At 70.1% G+C, this 18,232-nt stretch carries 17 protein-coding genes; 7 read left to right on the forward strand and 10 right to left on the reverse strand.

The features are described 5' to 3' along the window. Nucleotides 1–224: 224 nt before the first annotated feature. Entirely contained in the window at nt 225–1,064 is an 840-nt protein-coding gene (locus tag RAB70_RS05470) for an alpha/beta fold hydrolase (RefSeq protein ID WP_148827436.1), read from the forward strand. Nucleotides 1,065–1,144: 80 nt separating this feature from the next. Here the strand turns inward: RAB70_RS05470 and RAB70_RS05475 are convergent, their stop codons facing one another. Continuing rightward, complete coding sequence (locus RAB70_RS05475) at nt 1,145–2,698, reverse strand: YifB family Mg chelatase-like AAA ATPase (protein ID WP_148827434.1); 1,554 nt, start codon at nt 2,696–2,698, stop codon at nt 1,145–1,147. 13 nt (nt 2,699–2,711) lie between these two features. Then, nucleotides 2,712–2,981, reverse strand: a complete 270-nt coding sequence (gene ubiK, locus RAB70_RS05480; RefSeq protein WP_017908021.1) for a ubiquinone biosynthesis accessory factor UbiK — start codon at nt 2,979–2,981, stop codon at nt 2,712–2,714. A gap of 176 nt (nt 2,982–3,157) precedes the next feature. Here ubiK and RAB70_RS05485 point away from each other — a divergent pair, with 176 nt between their 5' ends. Continuing rightward, nucleotides 3,158–3,496, forward strand: coding sequence for a P-II family nitrogen regulator (locus RAB70_RS05485; RefSeq protein WP_010341856.1), 339 nt, complete (start codon nt 3,158–3,160; stop codon nt 3,494–3,496). A 159-nt stretch (nt 3,497–3,655) separates the two neighbouring features. On the opposite strand, the gene RAB70_RS05490 is transcribed toward RAB70_RS05485, so the two are convergent. The 3 genes from RAB70_RS05490 to speE form a co-directional block, all read right to left on the reverse strand. Then, nucleotides 3,656–4,183 (reverse strand): hypothetical protein, encoded by a 528-nt coding sequence (locus tag RAB70_RS05490; protein WP_225851493.1) that lies wholly within the window; start codon nt 4,181–4,183, stop codon nt 3,656–3,658. Continuing rightward, the gene (locus tag RAB70_RS05495) at nt 4,111–4,386 is read right to left on the reverse strand and encodes a hypothetical protein (RefSeq protein WP_225851492.1); all 276 of its coding nucleotides are present in this window, start codon (nt 4,384–4,386) and stop codon (nt 4,111–4,113) included. Before RAB70_RS05495 ends, RAB70_RS05490 begins: the two co-directional genes overlap by 73 nt. 252 nt (nt 4,387–4,638) lie before the next feature. After that, nucleotides 4,639–5,490: a polyamine aminopropyltransferase gene (gene speE / locus RAB70_RS05500; protein ID WP_017916998.1), complete on the reverse strand. Its 852-nt coding sequence runs from the start codon at nt 5,488–5,490 to the stop codon at nt 4,639–4,641. Nucleotides 5,491–5,795: 305 nt separating this feature from the next. Here speE and speA point away from each other — a divergent pair, with 305 nt between their 5' ends. Both speA and RAB70_RS05510 read left to right on the forward strand, forming a co-directional pair. Next, nucleotides 5,796–7,685, forward strand: a complete 1,890-nt coding sequence (speA, locus tag RAB70_RS05505; RefSeq protein ID WP_148827432.1) for an arginine decarboxylase — start codon at nt 5,796–5,798, stop codon at nt 7,683–7,685. A gap of 203 nt (nt 7,686–7,888) precedes the next feature. Next, nucleotides 7,889–9,004, forward strand: a complete 1,116-nt coding sequence (locus tag RAB70_RS05510; RefSeq protein WP_148827430.1) for an acyltransferase — start codon at nt 7,889–7,891, stop codon at nt 9,002–9,004. Nucleotides 9,005–9,153: 149 nt separating this feature from the next. Here the strand turns inward: RAB70_RS05510 and RAB70_RS05515 are convergent, their stop codons facing one another. Next, on the reverse strand, nt 9,154–10,062 hold the full coding sequence (locus tag RAB70_RS05515; protein ID WP_148827428.1) for a LysR substrate-binding domain-containing protein: 909 nt from the start codon (nt 10,060–10,062) through the stop codon (nt 9,154–9,156). 100 nt (nt 10,063–10,162) lie between these two features. On the opposite strand from RAB70_RS05515, the gene RAB70_RS05520 reads away from it, so the two are divergent. From RAB70_RS05520 to RAB70_RS05530, 3 genes are read left to right on the forward strand one after another with little or no spacing between them, the layout of a single operon-like run. Beyond that, the gene (locus RAB70_RS05520; protein WP_148827426.1) at nt 10,163–10,513 is read left to right on the forward strand and encodes a carboxymuconolactone decarboxylase family protein; all 351 of its coding nucleotides are present in this window, start codon (nt 10,163–10,165) and stop codon (nt 10,511–10,513) included. Then, nucleotides 10,513–10,911 carry a tautomerase family protein gene (locus tag RAB70_RS05525; protein ID WP_148827424.1) on the forward strand — a complete coding sequence of 133 codons (399 nt, stop codon included), beginning with the start codon at nt 10,513–10,515 and terminating at the stop codon, nt 10,909–10,911. The genes RAB70_RS05520 and RAB70_RS05525 overlap by 1 nt, the downstream gene beginning before the upstream one ends. Next, entirely contained in the window at nt 10,908–11,462 is a 555-nt protein-coding gene (locus RAB70_RS05530; RefSeq protein ID WP_148827422.1) for a DUF4865 family protein, read from the forward strand. Before RAB70_RS05525 ends, RAB70_RS05530 begins: the two co-directional genes overlap by 4 nt. Before the next feature lie 17 nt (nt 11,463–11,479). Here RAB70_RS05530 and RAB70_RS05535 read toward each other — a convergent pair whose 3' ends face one another. The 4 genes from RAB70_RS05535 to RAB70_RS05550 form a co-directional block, all read right to left on the reverse strand. Next, a complete protein-coding gene (locus tag RAB70_RS05535; RefSeq protein ID WP_148827420.1) occupies nt 11,480–12,487 on the reverse strand; it encodes a pyridoxamine 5'-phosphate oxidase family protein in 1,008 nt (335 codons plus the stop codon). Between the two features lie 326 nt (nt 12,488–12,813). After that, entirely contained in the window at nt 12,814–14,877 is a 2,064-nt protein-coding gene (locus tag RAB70_RS05540; protein ID WP_148827418.1) for a TonB-dependent receptor, read from the reverse strand. A gap of 241 nt (nt 14,878–15,118) precedes the next feature. Beyond that, a complete protein-coding gene (locus tag RAB70_RS05545; protein ID WP_148827416.1) occupies nt 15,119–17,170 on the reverse strand; it encodes a TonB-dependent receptor in 2,052 nt (683 codons plus the stop codon). A gap of 252 nt (nt 17,171–17,422) precedes the next feature. Next, nucleotides 17,423–18,178, reverse strand: coding sequence for an SDR family NAD(P)-dependent oxidoreductase (locus tag RAB70_RS05550; RefSeq protein WP_017917008.1), 756 nt, complete (start codon nt 18,176–18,178; stop codon nt 17,423–17,425). Nucleotides 18,179–18,232: the final 54 nt, after the last annotated feature.

Below are 18,232 nucleotides of genomic sequence, written 5' to 3' on the forward strand. Positions count from 1 at the left end.
GCCGCCGTTCCGGTGCGTGTGCCACGCGGCCAGCGCGATGCTGTGCCGCCGATCGCCACCGCATCGCTGCAGTGTCGCCGCGCCGGGGCGATACGGCTATCGTATCGGGATGCCGAGCGCTTCCCCACTTCCCTTTCGACGCAAACGGCGTGTTGCTTGCGCGGCGATGGCGTTGTTGGCCGCTGGCTGTCGGCGTCGCTGGCGGTAGTCGCGGTGTCGCACGCATGATCGCGACGAGCAGTTCGCGCACGCCCCTGCCCAAGCCGGCCGTCCGCCGGCTCGGCGCGGACGACGCGCTGGCCTATCTGCGGGTGGGCGAGGGTGCGCCGGTGCTGCTGGTGCACGGGGCCCTGTGCGACTACCGCTACTGGGCGCCGCAACTGCGCGGCCTGGCCGACCGCTTCCAGCTCAGCGCGCTGAGCCTGGGCCAGTACTACCCGCGACTGCCGTCGGCGTCGCGGCATGCGTTCGGCTGGCGCTGGCATGCGCAGCAGCTCGCCGCCTTCATCGCCGAGGAAGCGCGGCCGGTGCATCTGGTCGGCCATTCCCGCGGCGCCGCCGTGGCCTGGCAGGCGGCGCTGTTGCGGCCGGACGCCATCGCCAGCCTGACCCTGTTCGATCCGGGCGGCCCGCAGCCGCAGGGCCTGCCGGCCGACGTTCAGGCGGTCCGCGCGCAAGCGATCGCGTTGCTGCAAGGTGGCCAGGTCGAGGCCGGCCTGGAATGCTTCGTCGATTCGGTCAGCCAGCCCGGCGCCTGGGCGCGCAGCAGCGCGAGCTTCCGGCAGATGGTGCGCGACAACGCGCAGACCCTGGTGCCGCAGATTGCCGACGTGCTGCCGGCGTACCGGCCCGAGCAGGCCGCTGCCCTGGCGATGCCGGTGTTGCTGGTCGCCGGCGAACGCAGCCCGGCCCAGTACCGCGACAACGCCGCCGCGTTGGCGGCCTGGCTGCCGCAGGCGCGCCACGAGGTGCTGGCCGGGGCGTCGCACGGCATGACCTTTACCCATGCGAGGCGATGCAATGCCTTGATCGCCGAGTGGGTGGACGCTGCGGCGAGGAGCTGAGCGCGTACGGCAGAGTGCTGCGCTCAGCGGGCACGACTGGGTGCAGACTGGATGCGGCGCACGCCGGCTGCGGCTCGGCGTCATCCTGCCAGGCGGCGTGCCCCGGGTGGCGTCGGACCCACGGCGTTCGCCGTCGCCTCCCCGCGATCCAGTTGCCGGTACGCGATGGCCTCGGTCAGGTGCGCGGTGGCGATGCGCTCGCTGGCGTCCAGGTCGGCGATGGTGCGGGCCACGCGCAGGATCCGATGCAGCGAGCGCGCCGACAGCCGCAGGCGCTCGATGGCCTGTTCCAGCAGCGCCTCGTCGCGCGGTTGCAAGCGGCAGTCGCGCAGGGTTTCGCTGTGGCCGAGCTGGCCGTTGGGCCGGCCGGCGCGGGCCTGCTGGCGTTGCCGCGCCTGCTCCACGCGCTCGCGCACGACGGCGCTGGCTTCGCCGGGCGGCGCATCGGCGCGCAGCGCCTGTGGCGGCAGCCGCGGCACTTCCACGTGCAGGTCGATGCGGTCCAGCAGCGGGCCGGAGATGCGAGCGCGGTAGCGCCGCACCGCGTCCTCGCTGCAGCGACAGCGGCCGCTGGGGTCGCCGGCCCAGCCGCACGGACAGGGGTTCATCGCCGCCACCAGTTGGAAGCGCGCAGGGAACTCGGCGCTGCGCGCCGCGCGCGACACGGTCACCTGGCCCGATTCCAGCGGCTCGCGCAGCACTTCCAGCGCATGCCGGTTCCACTCCGGCAGTTCGTCCAGGAACAGCACGCCGTGGTGCGCCAGCGAGATCTCGCCCGGGCGCGGATGAGTGCCGCCGCCGACCAGCGACACCGCGCTGGCGGTGTGGTGCGGTGCGCGGTAGGGGCGTTGCCGCCAGCGTGCCGGATCCACGCCGCGGCCGCTGACCGAAGCGATGGCCGCGCTCTCCAGGGCCTCGGCTTCGCTGGCGGCGGGCAGGATCCCGGGCAGGCGCGAGGCCAGCAGGGTCTTGCCGCAGCCGGGGCTGCCGATCAGCAACAGGTGGTGATGCCCGGCCGCGGCGATCTCCAGGGCGCGCCGCGCCTGCGCCTGGCCGCGCACGTCGCTCAGGTCGGGAAAGGGGGCGGCGACCGTGGGCGGCGCGGTGGCCGCGGGCAGGGTCTTGCTGCCGTTGAGCAATCCACAGACTTCCAGCAGGGTGCGTGCGGTGTAGGCCTGCACGTGTTGCGCCAGTGCGGCCTCGGCGCCGTTGTCGGCCGGGACGATCAGGGTGCGCCCAGCCTGGGCGGCGGCCAGTGCGGCCGGCAGGACGCCGTCGACCGGGCGCAGTTCGCCGGTCAAGGCCAGTTCGCCGAGGAATTCGTACTGGCCGAGCACCTGCGGGTCGAGCTGGCCGGCGGCGGCGAGGATGCCCAGCGCGATCGGCAGGTCGAAGCGACCGCCCTCCTTGGGTAGGTCGGCCGGCGCCAGGTTGACCGTGATCCGCCGTGCCGGAAATTCGTACTGCGCGCAGAGCAGGGCGGCGCGGACGCGATCGCGCGACTCGCGTACCGCCGCCTCGGGCAGGCCGACGATCTGCGTGGTCGGCAGGCCGCCGGACAGATGGACTTCGACCCGAACCGGAGGCGCAAGCACCCCCGCGCGGGCACGGCTGTGCACCAGCGCCAGGCTCATGGTGGCGGGTGGATCAGGCGGTGGGGCTGGGCGACTGTCCGCTGCGTGCCGCTTCCAGCGCGGCGACGCTGCGCTCCAGCGCTTCGAGCTTCTCGCGGGTGCGCAGCAGCACCGCGCGCTGCACTTCGAATTCCTCGCGGGTGACCAGGTCGAGCTTGCCCAGCCCGGCCTGCAGCGCGCTCTTGAAGGTGCTCTGCAGTTCGTCGCGGGATTGGCGCAGGCCCGGCGGCACCAGGTCGCTGAGGCGGCGGGCGAGGTCGTCGAGATGGTTGAGGTCGATCATGGCTGTGCTCCGGCAGGTGGCGTCAGATTGCGGCACCGGAAAGGTCGGGACCATCGGGATCGGACGCGGCGCGCTGTCGGAAAATTCCGGCGTTGGGGGCGCGCGGCCATTGAACCCGACGGCCGTCGATCGCGCAACCGCGCTATCCTGAGGCCATTGTGATTGGAGAACGCCGCATGAAGATGATCATGGCCGTGATCAAGCCGTTCAAGCTCGACGACGTGCGCGAGGCGCTCGCCGCGCAGGGCGTGGCCGGCATCACCGTCACCGAGGTCAAGGGCTTCGGCCGACAGAAGGGCCACACCGAGCTGTATCGCGGCGCCGAGTACGTGGTCGATTTCCTGCCCAAGGTGAAGCTGGAAGTGGCGGTCAGCGAGGACCAGGTCGAGCGCGTGGTCGAGGCCATCGTCAAGGCCGCCGCCACCGGCAAGATCGGCGACGGCAAGGTGTTCGTCTACGACCTGGGCACGGTGGTGCGGATCCGCACCGGCGAACTGGACGCGGACGCGCTGTAACGCAGTCACCGCGCCTGCATCGCCGTGGCATGGATGGTGTCGTGTAGGAGCGGTTTCAGCCGCGATGGGCGTTCCCGATAGAACCTGTCGCGGCTGAAACCGCTCCTGCAGGCGTGGCGGGTCAGTCGGGTGGCCCGCCACGCTGCGCCAGGCGCCGACTCAGACGCCGCCGTAGCCGCGGCCGAGGGTGAGCCAGAACGTCGCCACCACCAGCACCGCCACGACGACCGTGGCGCGGCTGGACGGTAGCGGTAGCGGCGCGCGCGACCGGCGCGACAGCGCGATGACCACCAGGCCGATCGGTGCCAACAGGCCTTCCTGCGCCGCCTCGCGCAATGCCGGCAGCACCGGCCCGGCATGGAACAGCACGCTCACGCAGGCCACCGTGCCGGCAGTGGCGTAGGCCGCCAGCATTGGCCTGCCTTTCGGCAGCCACGGGGCGATGGCGCGCAGCACCTGCAGATACAGCCAGGCACCGGCCAGTCCCATCCCCAGCCGCCAGGCCCAGGCCGGCTGCAGGCCGAGATCGCGTAGGACGAAGGCGAGGTCGCCGTCATCGGTGACCGCGGAGAACAGCAGGTAGCCGGCGCCCCACAGTCCGTTGAAGGCGGCGATCAGCGCGAGCGCCAGGCGCGGCGTGTCCGCGCGACGGCGGCGTGCCGCCAGATGCAGGCTGCGGCCACGCATAGATTCGCCAGCGGGCCGGCGGCATCGACGATCGGTTGGCCGGGCTGGCAACGGAAGTACACCGACGTGAGCCAGCGGACGGTGCCGCCGCTGCCCAGGCAGGCCAGGCCATGGCCCACCGCTTCGTGGGCGACGCAGGCGACGACGAAGCCGATCGCGGCCAGCGCGCACAGGGTCCACGGCGACGTCGTCTGGGAGCGCATGGCAGGCTCGCGGTGTGTGCGATGGAGGCCGGCGCATCGTCGCACGCGCCGGTCATGGCGTGCGGCATCGTTTGGCGCCTACAGCGCGCGATCGCGGCAACCGGCGAGGCGATGCCATGCGCGATGCAGCGCGCCTGTCGATTCGGATGCGCCCGCGTTGGGGGCCGGCCTTGCCGAGGGCCCCGACAGCGCCGGCGCTCCGCGGCATCGGCGCACGTCAGGCGCGCGCCGATGCCGAAGAGAACCGGGTGCTTAGCCGCCCAGCGCCTCGGCCACGAACGGCGGCAGCACCTGGGTGCCGGTGTGCAGGTGCGCGCTGTAGTAGCGGGTGGCGAACGGCTTGGCCGCGGCGTCGTCCTGGCGGAAGTCGAAGCCGCCCTGCTTGCGCGCCATGGTCACGCTCCACCAGCCGGTCGGGTAGCACGGCTGCGGGAACGGCACGGTGTGGAAGCTGGCGAAGCCGGCCTTGCCCATCTCCGCACGCATTTCCTTGATCAGGTCCAGCAGCGCCAGCGGCGATTCGGATTGCTGCACCAGGATGCCGTCGTCCTTCAGCGCCTTGAAGCAGCTCTCGTAGAAGGCCTTGTTGAACAGGCCTTCGGCCGGGCCGACCGGGTCGGTGGAGTCGACGATGACGATGTCCACACTGCCGGCCGGGCAGTTGGCCATGTAGGCCACGCCGTCGTCGAACAGCAGCTCGGCGCGCGGGTCGTTGTTGGAGTCGCACAGTTCCGGGAAGTACTTCTCGGCCATGCGCGTGACCTGCTCGTCGATGTCGCACTGGGTGGCGCTTTCCACGCCCGGGTGCTTGAGCACTTCGCGCAGGGTGCCGCAGTCGCCGCCGCCGATGATCACCACGCGCTTGGGCGCGGCGTGGGTGAACAGCGCCGGATGGCTGATCATCTCGTGGTAGAAGAAGTTGTCGCGCGTGGTCAGCATCACCGCGCCGTCGATCACCATCAGCTTGCCCCAGTCGGTGGTGTCGTAGATCTCGATCTTCTGGAACGGCGACTGCACCTCGTCCAGCTTGCCGGTGATGCGGTAGCCGATGGCCGAGCCGGTGGGCTGGAAGTGTTCGATGTACCAGTTGTCGTTGGCGCTCATGCAGATGTCCTAGGAAAGCAAGAAAAGAAGCGACGATTCCTTCTCCCCCCCGGGAGAAGGTGGCGCGTAGCGCCGGATGAGGGTCGGGCGCAGCCTCGCGCAGCCGAACCACACGACTCTGTTACCGCATCCTCTCCGGATGAGGGGCGGACACAGCCTCGCGCATCCAGCCCGCACCACGCGCCCGCGAACCCGGCCCGGCTCCACCAGGAGCCGAGGGCGTCGGAACGGCGCGGATTGTAACGGACCCCACGCGTAGCAGGGGTTACAATCCACGCCCTTTTTCCGTCAGCCGAGCCGCCACGATGAGCGATTGGTCCCTCGACCAAGCCCGCAAGACCTACTCGATCCCACACTGGGCGGACGGGTACTTCGACGTGGACGCGGCCGGCCGGGTGGTGGTGCGGCCGCAGGGCGCCGACGGCGTGGCGATCGCGCTGCCGGAGGTGGTGGACGCCGCGCGCGCGGCCGGGGCCAAGCTGCCGATGCTGGTGCGCTTCCCCGACATCCTCGGCGAGCGCCTGGGCAAGCTGCAGGCCGCCTTCGCCCAGGCCCAGGCCGACTGGGACTACAGCGGCGGCTACACCGCCGTGTATCCGATCAAGGTCAACCAGCACCGCGGCGTGGCCGGCACCCTGGCCAGCCACCAGGGCGAGGGCTTCGGCCTGGAGGCGGGCAGCAAGCCGGAACTGATGGCGGTGCTGGCGCTGTCGCGGCCGGGCGGGCTGATCGTGTGCAACGGCTACAAGGACCGCGAGTACATCCGTCTGGCGCTGATCGGGCGCAAGCTCGGGCTGCAGACCTTCATCGTCATCGAGAAGCCGTCGGAGCTGAAGCTGGTGCTGGAGGAGGCGCGCGCGCTGGACGTGAAGCCGGGCCTGGGTGTGCGCATGCGCCTGGCCTCGCTGGGCGCGGGCAAGTGGCAGAACAGCGGTGGCGACAAGGCCAAGTTCGGGCTGTCGCCGCGGCAGGTGCTGGACCTGTGGAAGACCCTGCGCGACACCGAATACGCCGACGCGCTGAACCTGCTGCACTTCCACATGGGGTCGCAGATCTCCAACGTGCGCGACATCGCCAACGGCATGCGCGAGGCCACCCGCTATTTCGTCGAGCTGTCCAAGCTGGGCGCGAAGATCAGCCACGTCGACGTCGGCGGCGGCCTGGGCATCGACTACGAAGGCACCCGCTCGCGCAGCTATTGCTCGATCAACTACGGCCTGCACTCCTACGCCAGCAACATCGTGCAGCCGCTGGCCAGCGCCTGCGAAGAGCACGGCCTGGCGCCGCCGCGCATCGTCACCGAGTGCGGGCGCGCGATGACCGCGCACCACGCCGTGCTGATCGCCAACGTGTCCGAGGTGGAGCAGGCGCCGGAAGGCCGCGTGCCCGACGCGCACGATGACGAACCGGCGGCGATCCGCCACCTGCGCGAGATCCATGCCGAACTGGACCAGCGCCCGGCGGTGGAGCTGTTCCAGGAGGCGCAGCATTTCCATGCCGAAGGCCTCAGCGGCTACGCCCTTGGCCAGATCGACCTGACCCATCGCGCGCGCATCGACGACCTGTTCTATGCCATCGCCCACGGCGTGCGCGCGCGGCTGAGCCATGAGGAAAAGAGCCACCGCCCGGTGCTGGACGAGCTCAACGAGCGCCTGGTCGACAAGTACTTCGTCAACTTCAGCGTGTTCGAGTCGATTCCCGACGTGTGGGCGATCGACCAAGTGTTCCCGATCGTGCCGATCGAGCGCCTGAACGAGGCGCCGGCACGGCGCGGTGTGGTCTGCGACATGACCTGCGATTCCGACGGCATGGTCAAGACCTACGTCGAGAACGAGAGCCTGGACAGCTCGTTGCCGCTGCACGCGCTGCGGCCGGGCGAAAGCTACCGCATCGGCTTCTTCCTGGTCGGTGCCTATCAGGAGATCCTCGGCGACATCCACAACCTGTTCGGCGACACCGACGCGGTGGAAGTGGCGGTGGACGGCGACGGCTACCGCATCGCCCAGCAGCGCCGCGGCGATACCACCGAAGTGATGCTGGATTACGTCGGCTACCGCCTGGACGACCTGCGCGCCGCCTACGCCGAACGCGTCGCCGCCGCGCAGTTGCCGGCCGCGCAGGCCACGGAACTGGCCGACGCGCTCGAGGCCGGCCTGACCGGCTACACCTACCTGTCCGACGAACCGCTGGGCTGACAGTGGCGACCCACGCAAGCCCCTCTCCCCCCGGGAGAGGGGTTGGGGTGAGGGTACGCCCGTGCACGCAATCTTGGGGTTGGCCGCCTGGCGCCGCGGCTTGCATCTTCCAGGCGCGATCGCTTGGGCGTCGATAGACGCCCGCCGCCGCAACCGGCGATGCAGCCAGTAAGCTGCGCGCTCCCCACCGCCACCGTCCCACGATGCGCTATCCCGGCCTCGACCTGCTGCGCGCTATCGCCATCGTCTGGGTGATGTTGTTCCACTCCTTCGTGGTCGGTGGGCTGGGCCCGGATTGGGAGTGGCTGTCGCGCTATGGCTGGATGGGCGTGGATCTGTTCTTCGTGCTCAGCGGCTTTTTGATCGGGGGCCAGGTGCTGGCGCCGCTGGCCCGCGGCGAGCGGCTGCGCTACGGCCAGTTCTACCGGCGCCGCGCCTACCGCATCCTGCCGGCGTACGCAGTGGTGCTGGCGTTGTACCTGGCATGGCCCGGCTTCCGCGAAGCGCCCGGGATCGCGCCGTGGTGGCTGTTCGCCAGTTTCACCCTCAACCTGGGCATCGACTACGCCAACCAGCAGGCGTTCTCGCATGCGTGGTCGCTGTGCGTGGAAGAGCACTTCTACCTGGTGTTTCCGCTGCTGGCGGCGTGGCTGCTGCGGCGGCCATCGGCGCCGCGTTTCGTGGCGCTGTGCGTGGCCGTGGTGCTGGCCGGCATCGCCCTGCGCAGTGCGATCTGGCTGCACGACAGCGCGCTGGATCGCATCGGTGCCGGGCTGCAGCGCAACTGGTTCATCGAGGATCTCTACTACCCGACCTGGAACCGCCTGGACGGCCTGCTGGCGGGGGTGGCGTTGGCAGTGCTGAAGACCTTCCGGCCGCAGCACTGGCAGCGGTTGCAGCGTCACGCCAGCGTCGTGGCGCTTGCCGGCATCGTGGTCTGTGCGCTGGCGATGTGGCTGTTCCGCGACCGCACCGGCCTGCTCGGCAATGCGATCGGCTGGCCGGTGCTGTCGTTGGGGCTGGCGCTGCTGGTCGGCGCCGGCGCCTCCACCCAGGGATGGCTGGGGCGCTGCCGGGTGCCGGGCGCGGCCTGGCTGGCCGCGGTGTCCTACAGCCTGTACCTGAGCCACAAGGCGGCGTTCCATCTGACCCAGGCGTGGTTCGGCGCGCTGCTGGACGGGCGTGGACCGCTCGCCTTCGCCGGCTATGCCGGCATGGCGCTGCTGTTCGCGGCTGTCCTGCACTACGCGGTGGAGCAGCCGTTCCTGCGCCTGCGCGAGCGGCGCGGCGCTCCGGCTGTCGCGGCCGCGCATGGTTGAACGCACGGTTCCGATCCGCGCGGCACGTCCTGGTGAAGAGCGATGGCAATCCTTCAAGACGATGGCCAGCGGCGGCGCCACATGCTCGTCGGCGTCCTGATCGCCAGGAGGATGCCCTGCAAGGGCGGCAAGTAAGCGCGCGGGACGTCTCAGCCATCCCCGACCAGCGCTGCATGCGCCGCCTGCAGGCGTTGTTGCAGGATCTCCGCCAGCCGCGCCACCGCCGGCGGCGGCACGGCGACCGCGCGATGCAGGCTCAGCCCTAGCGCCGGCAACGCGGGCAGGCCGCCGGCGCCGGGCGCCAGCAAGGCCAGTCCGGCCGGCACCCCGGCCGGGGTGCGCAGGGTGATGCCCAATCCGGCGCGGACCGCCGCCCATACGCCGCCGAGGCTGGCGCTGGTGAAGGCGATGCGCCATGGGATGCCGGCGCGGTCCAGGGCGGTGGTCGCGGCCGTGCGCAGCAGGCAGGGGGCTTCCAGCATCACCAATGGCAATGGCGCCGCGCCGCTCCAGTCGGCCACGTCCGGCGCGCTGCGGTCGCCTGCGGCGATCCAGCGCAGCGGCCACGCCGCTTGTGCCTGCCGATGCGCCGAGGCTGCGCCGGAGTCCCAGGCCAGGGCCAGATCCAGTTGCCCGGCCTCCACCCGCGCCAGCAGTTCCTGGTGGCGGGCGATGCGCGCTTCGATCCGCACCTGCGGGTGGGCGCGGGCGAAACGCCCGAGCACGTCCGGCAGCATGTGCTCGCCGAAGTCCTCCTGCAGGCCCAGCCGCACCCAGCCTTGCAGCGCCGTGTCCTGCAGGGCCACGACCGCCTCATCGTTGAGCTCGAGCAGCCGCCGCGCGTAGCCCAGCAAGGCTTCGCCGGCCTCGGTCAGGGCCAGGCCGCGGCCCTGGCGGCGCAGCACCGGCTGCCCGGCCTGCTCCTCCAGCTTCTTCAGCTGTGCGCTGATCGCAGAGGTGGAGCGCCCGCGGCGCTCGGCCGCCTTGGCGAAGCTGCCCAACTCCACGCCGGCGACGAAGCTGCGCAGCGCGTCGAGGTCGAAGGTGGTGGGGCGCATCGGTCGATCCTGATTTACCGGACAGTTGTTTCGATATTTTCCGATTTTTCGAAAGGTTGTGCGCGACTAGGCTGTGCCCGTTCCCCTGCGAGACGTTCCGATGTCCGACCCATCCACGCCGTTTCCTTCCCCGCAGGCCGCGTTCGGCGACATCGCGCCGGCCTTCGCCCGCCTCACCGACGAGGTGCTGTTCGCCGATGTGTGGCAGCGCCCGGGGCTGTCGCCGCGCGAGCGCAGCCTGGTCACGGTGGCGGCACTGGTAGCCCTGTCGCGACTGGAGCAGTTGCCGCTGCACCTGGCGCGCGCACTGGACAACGGTCTGGACCGCGACACCCTGGCCGAGGCCATCACCCACCTGGCGTTCTACGCCGGCTGGCCGTGTGCGGCGTCCGCGCTGCCGTTGCTGCGCACCGCTGCCGCGGCGCAGCCGGCCATGACGGAGCCGCGCTGATGCCGTACGCCCGCATTTCGCTGCTGCGCGGCCACGCGCCCGCCTACCTGCGTGCGCTGTCGGCCAGCCTTTACCAGGCCATGCACGACGCCTTCGAGGTGCCGGCCGGCGACTGCTTCCAGGTCATCCATCAGCACGACCCGGACGAACTGGTGTTCGACCGCCATTACCTGGGCGGGCCGCGCTCGGATCGTTTCGTGCTGATCGCCATCACCGCCGGCCGCGAACGCAGCGCTGCCTGCAAGCAGGCGTTCTATCGGCGCCTGGTCGAACTGCTGGCGATCGCGCCTGGAATTCCGCCGGAGGACGTGATGGTCACCATCGTCACCACCGCGGCGCAGGACTGGTCGTTCGGCGGCGGCCGCGCCGGCATCACGGCCCATGGAGTGCCGGCATGATCGCCATGCAATACAGCATCGCGTTGCCGGCGGACTACGACATGGCCGTCATCCGCCGCCGCATCGCCGACAAGGGGCCGTTGCTCGACACGCTGCCGGGGCTGCAGTTCAAGGCCTACCTGGTCGCCGATCGCAGCGATCCGCTGCTGCCCGGCCGGCAGAACCTGTATGCGCCGTTCTATCTGTGGCGCGATGCGGCGGCGATGCACGCGTTCCTCGCCGGCCCCGCGTTCGCCGCGCTGTGCGAGGCCTTCGGACGCCCGACCGTGCAGGCGTGGATGGTCGGCACGGCATGGATGTCCGCGGCGCTGCGCTCGGCGCGCTACGCCACCCGCGCGCTTCCGGCGCCATCGCCTGCCTGGGGAAACGACACCGACGACATGGACGTGCCTGACGAACGCGTGCTGGCCACGGTGTGCGGCTACGAACCGCAGGGATGGACGCGGCTGCGTTTTCATCTGTGGCGCGATCTGCCGCCGGAAGACGCCGCCGCGCACCGCTATGCCGTGCATCACCTCAGCGTGCCCGGCGTGACCGACGCCGCCCGGTGATCGGCGGCGTTGGATGCTCAGTACATGTTCTTCTTGTAGTCGGCCTGCAGTCCTTTGCGCACCACGCCGGGCACCGAGACCGCCGCGCGCATCAGCGTGGCCTGTGCGCCGCGCGCGCCGCTGAGCCGGACGTGGTCGCGGAAGATCGCTGGCGGGTCCAGGTCGTGTGCGATGGCGACGGGCGGCCAACGGTCGAAGCGACCGAGCGCGCGGCTGTGCGTCTCTTCGAGGAGCGCCGGCAGCACCCGCACCGCCAGATGCGGAACGCGTCCATCGACGGCGAGCGCGTTGCGGATCGCCTCGTCGGTGCTGGGGCGGGCGAGCCCTTCGATGCACACGCAGCGTGCGCTGCCGGGGCGCAGTGCCAGCAGCGCGAGTTGCGGCCGCGCCAGCAGATTGCCCAGGCTGTCGACGCGACGATTGCCCGGCCGGTCGGCGAACCACCACGCATCGCGGTGGGCTTGCAGCAAGGCCCCGGCGCGATCGCCGCGCGGACTGACATCGACGCGGCCCTCGGCATCGGCGGTGGCCAGGATCAGCAGTCGGCTACTGGCGAGCAATCCTTCCGGCGTCTCCGGCGGCGTGGCGCCGGCCCGTGCCTCCGCGTGCCACCAGTCGGCGCGCAGCAGGGCCTTGGCGCAGTGCAGATAGCATTCCTCGACGGCAACGAACACGCGCGTGCCGTCGTCGCCGGCGATGCGGCCATTGATCCGCAGGGTTTCGCCTAATCCGGGCACCAGGAACAGCGAACCGAAGCCGGCGCCGACGTGCGCGTGGGCGGTGTCCAGTGCCTGCAGCGGGATCGACAGCAAATGCGGCGTATCGCCGCGCGCGAAGCCGGGTGCACCGCTGCCCGCACTCAATGCCAGGCGCTGGCCGGCGACGCCGGCGAACAGCAAGGGGCTGGCGGCCAGCCAGCGCAGCGCATGCGCGTCCATGTGGTCGATCACCTTCATGTCGCGCGGACCGGGCAGGCGGCCCACGCAATCCTGCAGCTGCGCCGCATCGGTGACGAAGTCGGTCATGGCGATGTCTCCCGGAAGCGGAAGACGCCGTGGTCGAGCGAAGCGGGAGAGATCATCGCAAAGCACTCCTGTGAACGAGCGGGAGGCTTGCGCGAAGGCTGGCGACGCCTGGAACCGTACCACAGCGCGGCGGACGCCGCGTCCGGCCACTTACGATCGTCCTTGGCCAGGCAACACCGTGACAGGGCACCTCTCATCTCGCCGGGGACATGTCCAGATACAAGGAGCGGCTTCAGCCGCGACAGGGGCGTTCCCGGTGAAGCCCGTCGCGGCTGAAGCCGCGCCTGCGCAGCACGCTGTGGCGGATGCAGGTGATGCGAGGTGCCCTACAGCCGCAGTTCGAACCCGAGATAGGCCGAACGCCCGGGCGCTGGCGAGAACATCGCCTGATTGTTGCCACCCCAGAAGAAGCTGTCGTACCAGACGTAGGCGTAGCGAGCGTCGGTGAGGTTCTTGACCTGCAGGTCGAGGCTGGTGCGCGGACCGAGCTGATAGCGCACGCTGGCATCGACCACGCGGAAGCCGCCGTACTTGCCCTGCGCATTGCGCTCGTCGATGTAGTAGTCGCCTTGCGCGCGCGCCTGCACGCCCAAGGTCCAGCGCGCATCGGGCCGGTAGTCGACGCCGGCGTTGCTGATGTAGCGCGGCACCGAGAACACCTCGCGGCCGCGCAGCGATTCGCCCGAGGCGTTGTAGGCGCTGACCACCTTGGCCTCCTGCAGCGCCTGCGACAGCCACAGCGTCCAGTGCTCGCCCAGTTGCGTGCTCAGTTGCAGGTCCACGCCCTGGCGCCGGGTCTGGCCCAGGCCCACGGTGGTGCCGGAGCTGACGTTGTTGGCCACCTCGTCGGTGGCGTCCTGGCGCCAGACCGCCACCCGCGCCTCGGTGCCGGCGGCCGGCTGCAGTTTCAGGCCCAGTTCCTTGCCGGTGTTGATCGACGGCCGCACGCCGGGCTGGCCCGGCGTCAGGTAGGCCGGGGCGGTGGAACCGGTGAGGATCTGGAAGGTGCGGCCCCAGTTGGCGTACACGCTCAGCTGCGGGGTCAGCGCGTAGATCACGCTGAGCTTGGGCTGGTCGATCCAGCCGTAGCGCTGCAGCGGCGCGTGCACGCCGCCGGGCAGCGTGGTGTCGCCGGAAAAGCGGTCGACGCGGAACGCCGGCACGATCTTCAGCGCGTCGGTCGGCTGCAATACCGCCTGCAGGTACAGGCCGAGGTTGTCCAGCGTGTAGCGGTCGTCGTTCTGCACGCGCGCCGGCGCGCTCCAGAAATCGGTCGGCACCGCGTAGGCATAGCGGTAGCGGCGATAGCGGTTGTTCTGGTGCTCGGCGTTGAGGCCGCCTTCCACGCTCAGCAGGTCGCTTGCCTGCCAGGTGACGGTGCTGAGCAGGCCGGTCTGGGTTTCGTCCCATTGCCGGCGCTGCCGCGGTGCGTTGCCGATCGGGTAGGGGGTGAAGGTGACGCGGCGCTCCTCGTCGTAGCGGTTGACGTACAGCGTGTTGCGCAGCTGCACACCGTCGCCGAGCTTGAAGTCGGCATGCACGCTGGCCTGGCGCAGGGTGCGCTCGCCGCCGTCGTTGGCATTCTGTGGCGGCGACTGGTCGCGGTCGTCGTTCCATTGCGCGGCGGTGAGGAAGCCGGGCGCATCGGCCTTCAGATGGTAGGCGCGGGCGATCAGGCCGATGCGTGCGGTGTCGTCGTCTTCGCCGTAGAACCACTTGCCGCCGAGCGTGTACTTGCGCGCGCTGTCGTGCGCGCGCTCGCCTTGTGTGGCCTGGGCGCCGACGAAATAGTTCTGTGCCAGGCCGCCGGCCTCATGGCCGACGGCGTACTGCAGTGCGCGCGTGGCGAAGCTGCCGTAGCTCAGCCGCAGGTCCTGGTAGTCGCCGCCCTGGCGGGTGGCGATGTTGAGGTTGCCGCCGATGTTGTGCAGGCCGTAGCGCGGGTCGTTGGTGCCGCGCACGACTTCGATGTAGGCGATCTCCAGCGGGAAGATCATGTCGGTGAAGCGCTGGTTGCCGCTGTTGGCATCGCTGGGCACGCCATCGATGAGGATCTTGATGCCGTTGAGGTAGCCCTCGCCGTTGAAGGCGCGGAAGGTGGCCTTGCCGGATTCGGCACCCTGGCGGATCTCGGTGAGCTGCACGCCGGGCATCATGCCCAACAGCTCCCAGCCGTTCATGACCTGCTTGTCGCCGATCTGCTCGCTGCCGAGCACGTCGACCGAACTGAGGATGTTGCGGGTGGACAGCGAGGCGGCGGTCTCGCGCCGCGCCTCCACGGTGCCGAGGGTGGTGGTGGTCTCGGAGGTGAGGGTCTGCGCGGCGGCATGGCCGGCGGCAAGCCCGGCCAGCACGGCCAGCACGGCCAGGGCAAGGGAGTCGATCTTCATGGGGTCTGCAAGCAAGTGGGGACAGCGGAGGGCTGGCGGCAACGGCGAGGTTGCGGGGCTTGCTTGTTCGGTACGCTGGGCGTACCTCGCTCCGTGAAGGCGATGTTATGCGATTTAGCGGGGAAAATCGCGCGGTTGTCTGCGCCACGCAGGCAACCGCGCCGTGGCACCTGCGTGCCCCGGACGGCGCCGGGGGAGGCAGAGGCGCGGCCGCAGCGGACCGCGCCGACGTCGGCGATGGCTACAGGCGCAGTTCGAAGCCGAGATAGGCCGCGCGTCCGGGCGCCGGCGAGAACATCGGCTGGTCGTTGCCGCCCCAGAAGAAGTTGTCGTACCAGACGTAGGCGTAGCGGGCGTCGGTGAGGTTCTTGACCTGCAGGTCGAGGCTGGTGCGCGGGCTGAGCTGGTAGCGCACGCTGGCATCGACCACGCGGAAGCCGCCGTACTTGCCCTGCGCATTGCGTTCGTCGATGTAGTAGTCGCCTTGCGCGCGCGCCTGCAGCCCCAGCTTCCAGCGTGCATCGGGCCGGTAGTCGACGCCGGCGTTGCTGATGTAGCGCGGGGTGGAGAACACCTCGCGTCCGCGCAGCGACTCGCCGCTCGCGGTAAAGGCGCTGACCACCTTGGCTTCCTGGATCGCGTGCGACAGCCACAGCGTCCAGCGCTCGCCCAGTTGCGTGCTCAGTTGCAGGTCCACGCCCTGCCGGCGGGTCTGGCCGAGCCCGACCGTGGTACCGGTACTGGGCATGTTGGCCACTTCGTCGGTGGCATCCTGGCGCCAGACCGCCACGCGCGCCTCGGTGCCGGCGGCCGGCTGCAGTTTCAGGCCCAGCTCCTTGCCGGTATTGATCGAGGGCCGGAACGTGCTCTGCCCGGGCGTCAGGTAGGCCGGGGCGGTCGAGCCGGTGAGGATCTGGAAGGTGCGGCCCCAGTTGGCGTACACGCTCAAGTGCGGGGTCAGCGCGTAGATCACGCTGAGCTTGGGCTGGTCGATCCAGCCGTAGCGCTGCAGCGGCGCATGCACGCCGCCGGGCAGCGCGGTCTCGCCGGAGAAGCGGTCGACGCGGAATGCGGGGACGATCTTCAGCGCATCGCTCGGTTGGATCACCGCCTGCAGGTACAGGCCGAGGTTATCCAGGCTGTAGCGGTCGTCGTTCTGCACGCGTGCCGGCGCATGGTCGAAATCGGTCGGCACGCTGTAGGCGTAGCGCGAGCGCCGGTAACGGTTGTCCTGGTGCTCGGCGTTGAAGCCGCCTTCCACGCTCAGCAGATCGCTGGCCTGCCAGGTGACGGTGCTGAGCAACCCGGTCTGGGTTTCGTCCCATTGCCGACGCTGCCGTGGCGCGTTGCCCAGCGGATAGCGGGTGAAGGTGATCCGCCGGTCGTCCTGGTAACGGTTGAGGTACAGCGTGTTGCGCAATTGCAAGCCGCCGCCGAGCTTGAAGTCGGCGTGCACGCTGGCCTGGCGCATGTCGCGGTCGTCGCCGTCGTTGGCGTTCTTCGGCGGCGACTGGTCGCGGTCCTCGGCCAACTCGGTGGCGGTGAGGAAGCCCGATTCGTCGGCCTCATGGTGGTAGGCGCGTGCGATCAGGCCGATGCGTGCGGCATCGTCGTCTTCGCCGTAGAACCATTTGCCGCCGAGCGTGTACTTGCGCGAGCTGTCGTGCTGGCGATAGCCATGCGCGGCCTGCGCGCCGACGAAATAGTTCTGCGCCAGGCCATCGGCCTCATGGCCGACGGCGTACTGCAGTTCGCGGGTGGCGAAACTGCCGTAGCTCAGCCGCAGGTCCTGGTAGTCGCCGCCCTGGCGGGTGGCGATGTTGAAGTTGCCGCCGATGTTGTGCAGGCCGTAACGCGGATCGTTGGTGCCGCGCACCACCTCGATGTAGGCGATCTCCAGCGGGAAGATCATGTCGATGAAGCGTTGGTTGCCGCTGTTGACGTTGCTCGGCACGCCGTCGATCAGCACCTTGATGCCGTTGATGTAGCCCTCGCCGTTGAAAGCGCGGAAGGTGACCTTGCCGGACTCGGCACCCTGCCTGGTTTCGGTGAGCTGCATGCCGGGCATCTGCCCCAGCAACTCCCAGCTGTTCATGACCTGCTTGTCGGCGATCTGCTCGCTGCCGAGCACGTCGACCGAGCTGAGGATGTTGCGCGTGGACAGCGAGGCGGCGCTGTGGCGCCGCGCTTCCACGGTGCCGAGCGTGGTGGTGGTGTCAGGTGTCGTCTGCGCGGCGCCGTCGCCGGCCGCGAGCCCGGCCAGCACGGCGAGGGCATGGGTGTAGGTCTTCATGATGGCTGCGGACAAGGGGAGTGGAGACTGGCGGCAGCGGCTGGGCTGCGGGCGAGCGGGTGGTACGCGGTCCGACATACGAACGCGGCCCCGGTCAAGTGATGTTATATCATTTCGTTAAGGAGTTGTCGGAATCCGCCTGCCGGTCGACGCGACAGGCGTCCGTCCCGCCCGTGCGGCAGAGGGCCTTCGCCGCACGGGCGCGCGCGAGACGGGATGTGGCGGGGCCGCGCGGAGCGGCCCCGCGGCCGTTCAGGCCGGTTGTCGCGCGACCTGGAAGCCGGCGAAGGACTGCGTCACCGGCATGATTTCCAATCGATTGATGTTCAGATGCGGCGGCAGCGTCGCCACCCAGAAGATCTGTTCGGCGATGTCCTCGGCGGTCATCGGCTGCGCACCCTGGTAGAGCGTGTCCGAGGCCTTCTGGTCGCCATGGGTGCGGACCAGGGTGAACTCGGTCTCGGCCATGCCGGGTTCGATCGCGGTGACGCGCACGCCGGTGCCATGCAGATCCGAGCGCAGGCCCAGCGAGAACTGGCTGACGAAGGCCTTGGTGCCGCCGTAGGTGTTGCCGCCGGGGTAGGGATACAGCGCGGCGACCGAGCTGATGTTGATGATCGCGCCGCGGCGCTGGATCAGCGTCGGCAGCAGGCGATGGGTCAGCGTCACCAGCGCGGTGATGTTGGTGTCGATCATCGTGCGCCAGTCGTCCAGTTGCGCGGCCTGCGCCGGCGCGGTGCCCTGGGCCAGGCCAGCGTTGTTGACCAGCAGGTCGATGCCGCGGAACGCCTCGGGCAGCGCCGCCAGCATCGCGTCCAGCGCGTCGGTGTCGCGGATGTCGAAGGCGGCGATGTGCACGCGCTCGGCGCCGAAGGCGTCCAGCAGCGGCTGCAGGCGCTCGGCGCGGCGGCCGGTGGCGATCACGCGCCAGCCGGCATCGACGAAGCGGCGCACGGCGGCAGCGCCGAAACCGGAGGTGGCGCCGGTGATCAGGGCGGTCTGAGTCATTGGGGGGCCGGAAATAGGGAGTGGGGAATCGGGAATGGTAAAAGCAAAACCCGG

Source organism: Xanthomonas sontii, assembly GCF_040529055.1.
GTDB classification, from domain to species: Bacteria; Pseudomonadota; Gammaproteobacteria; order Xanthomonadales; family Xanthomonadaceae; genus Xanthomonas_A; species Xanthomonas_A sontii.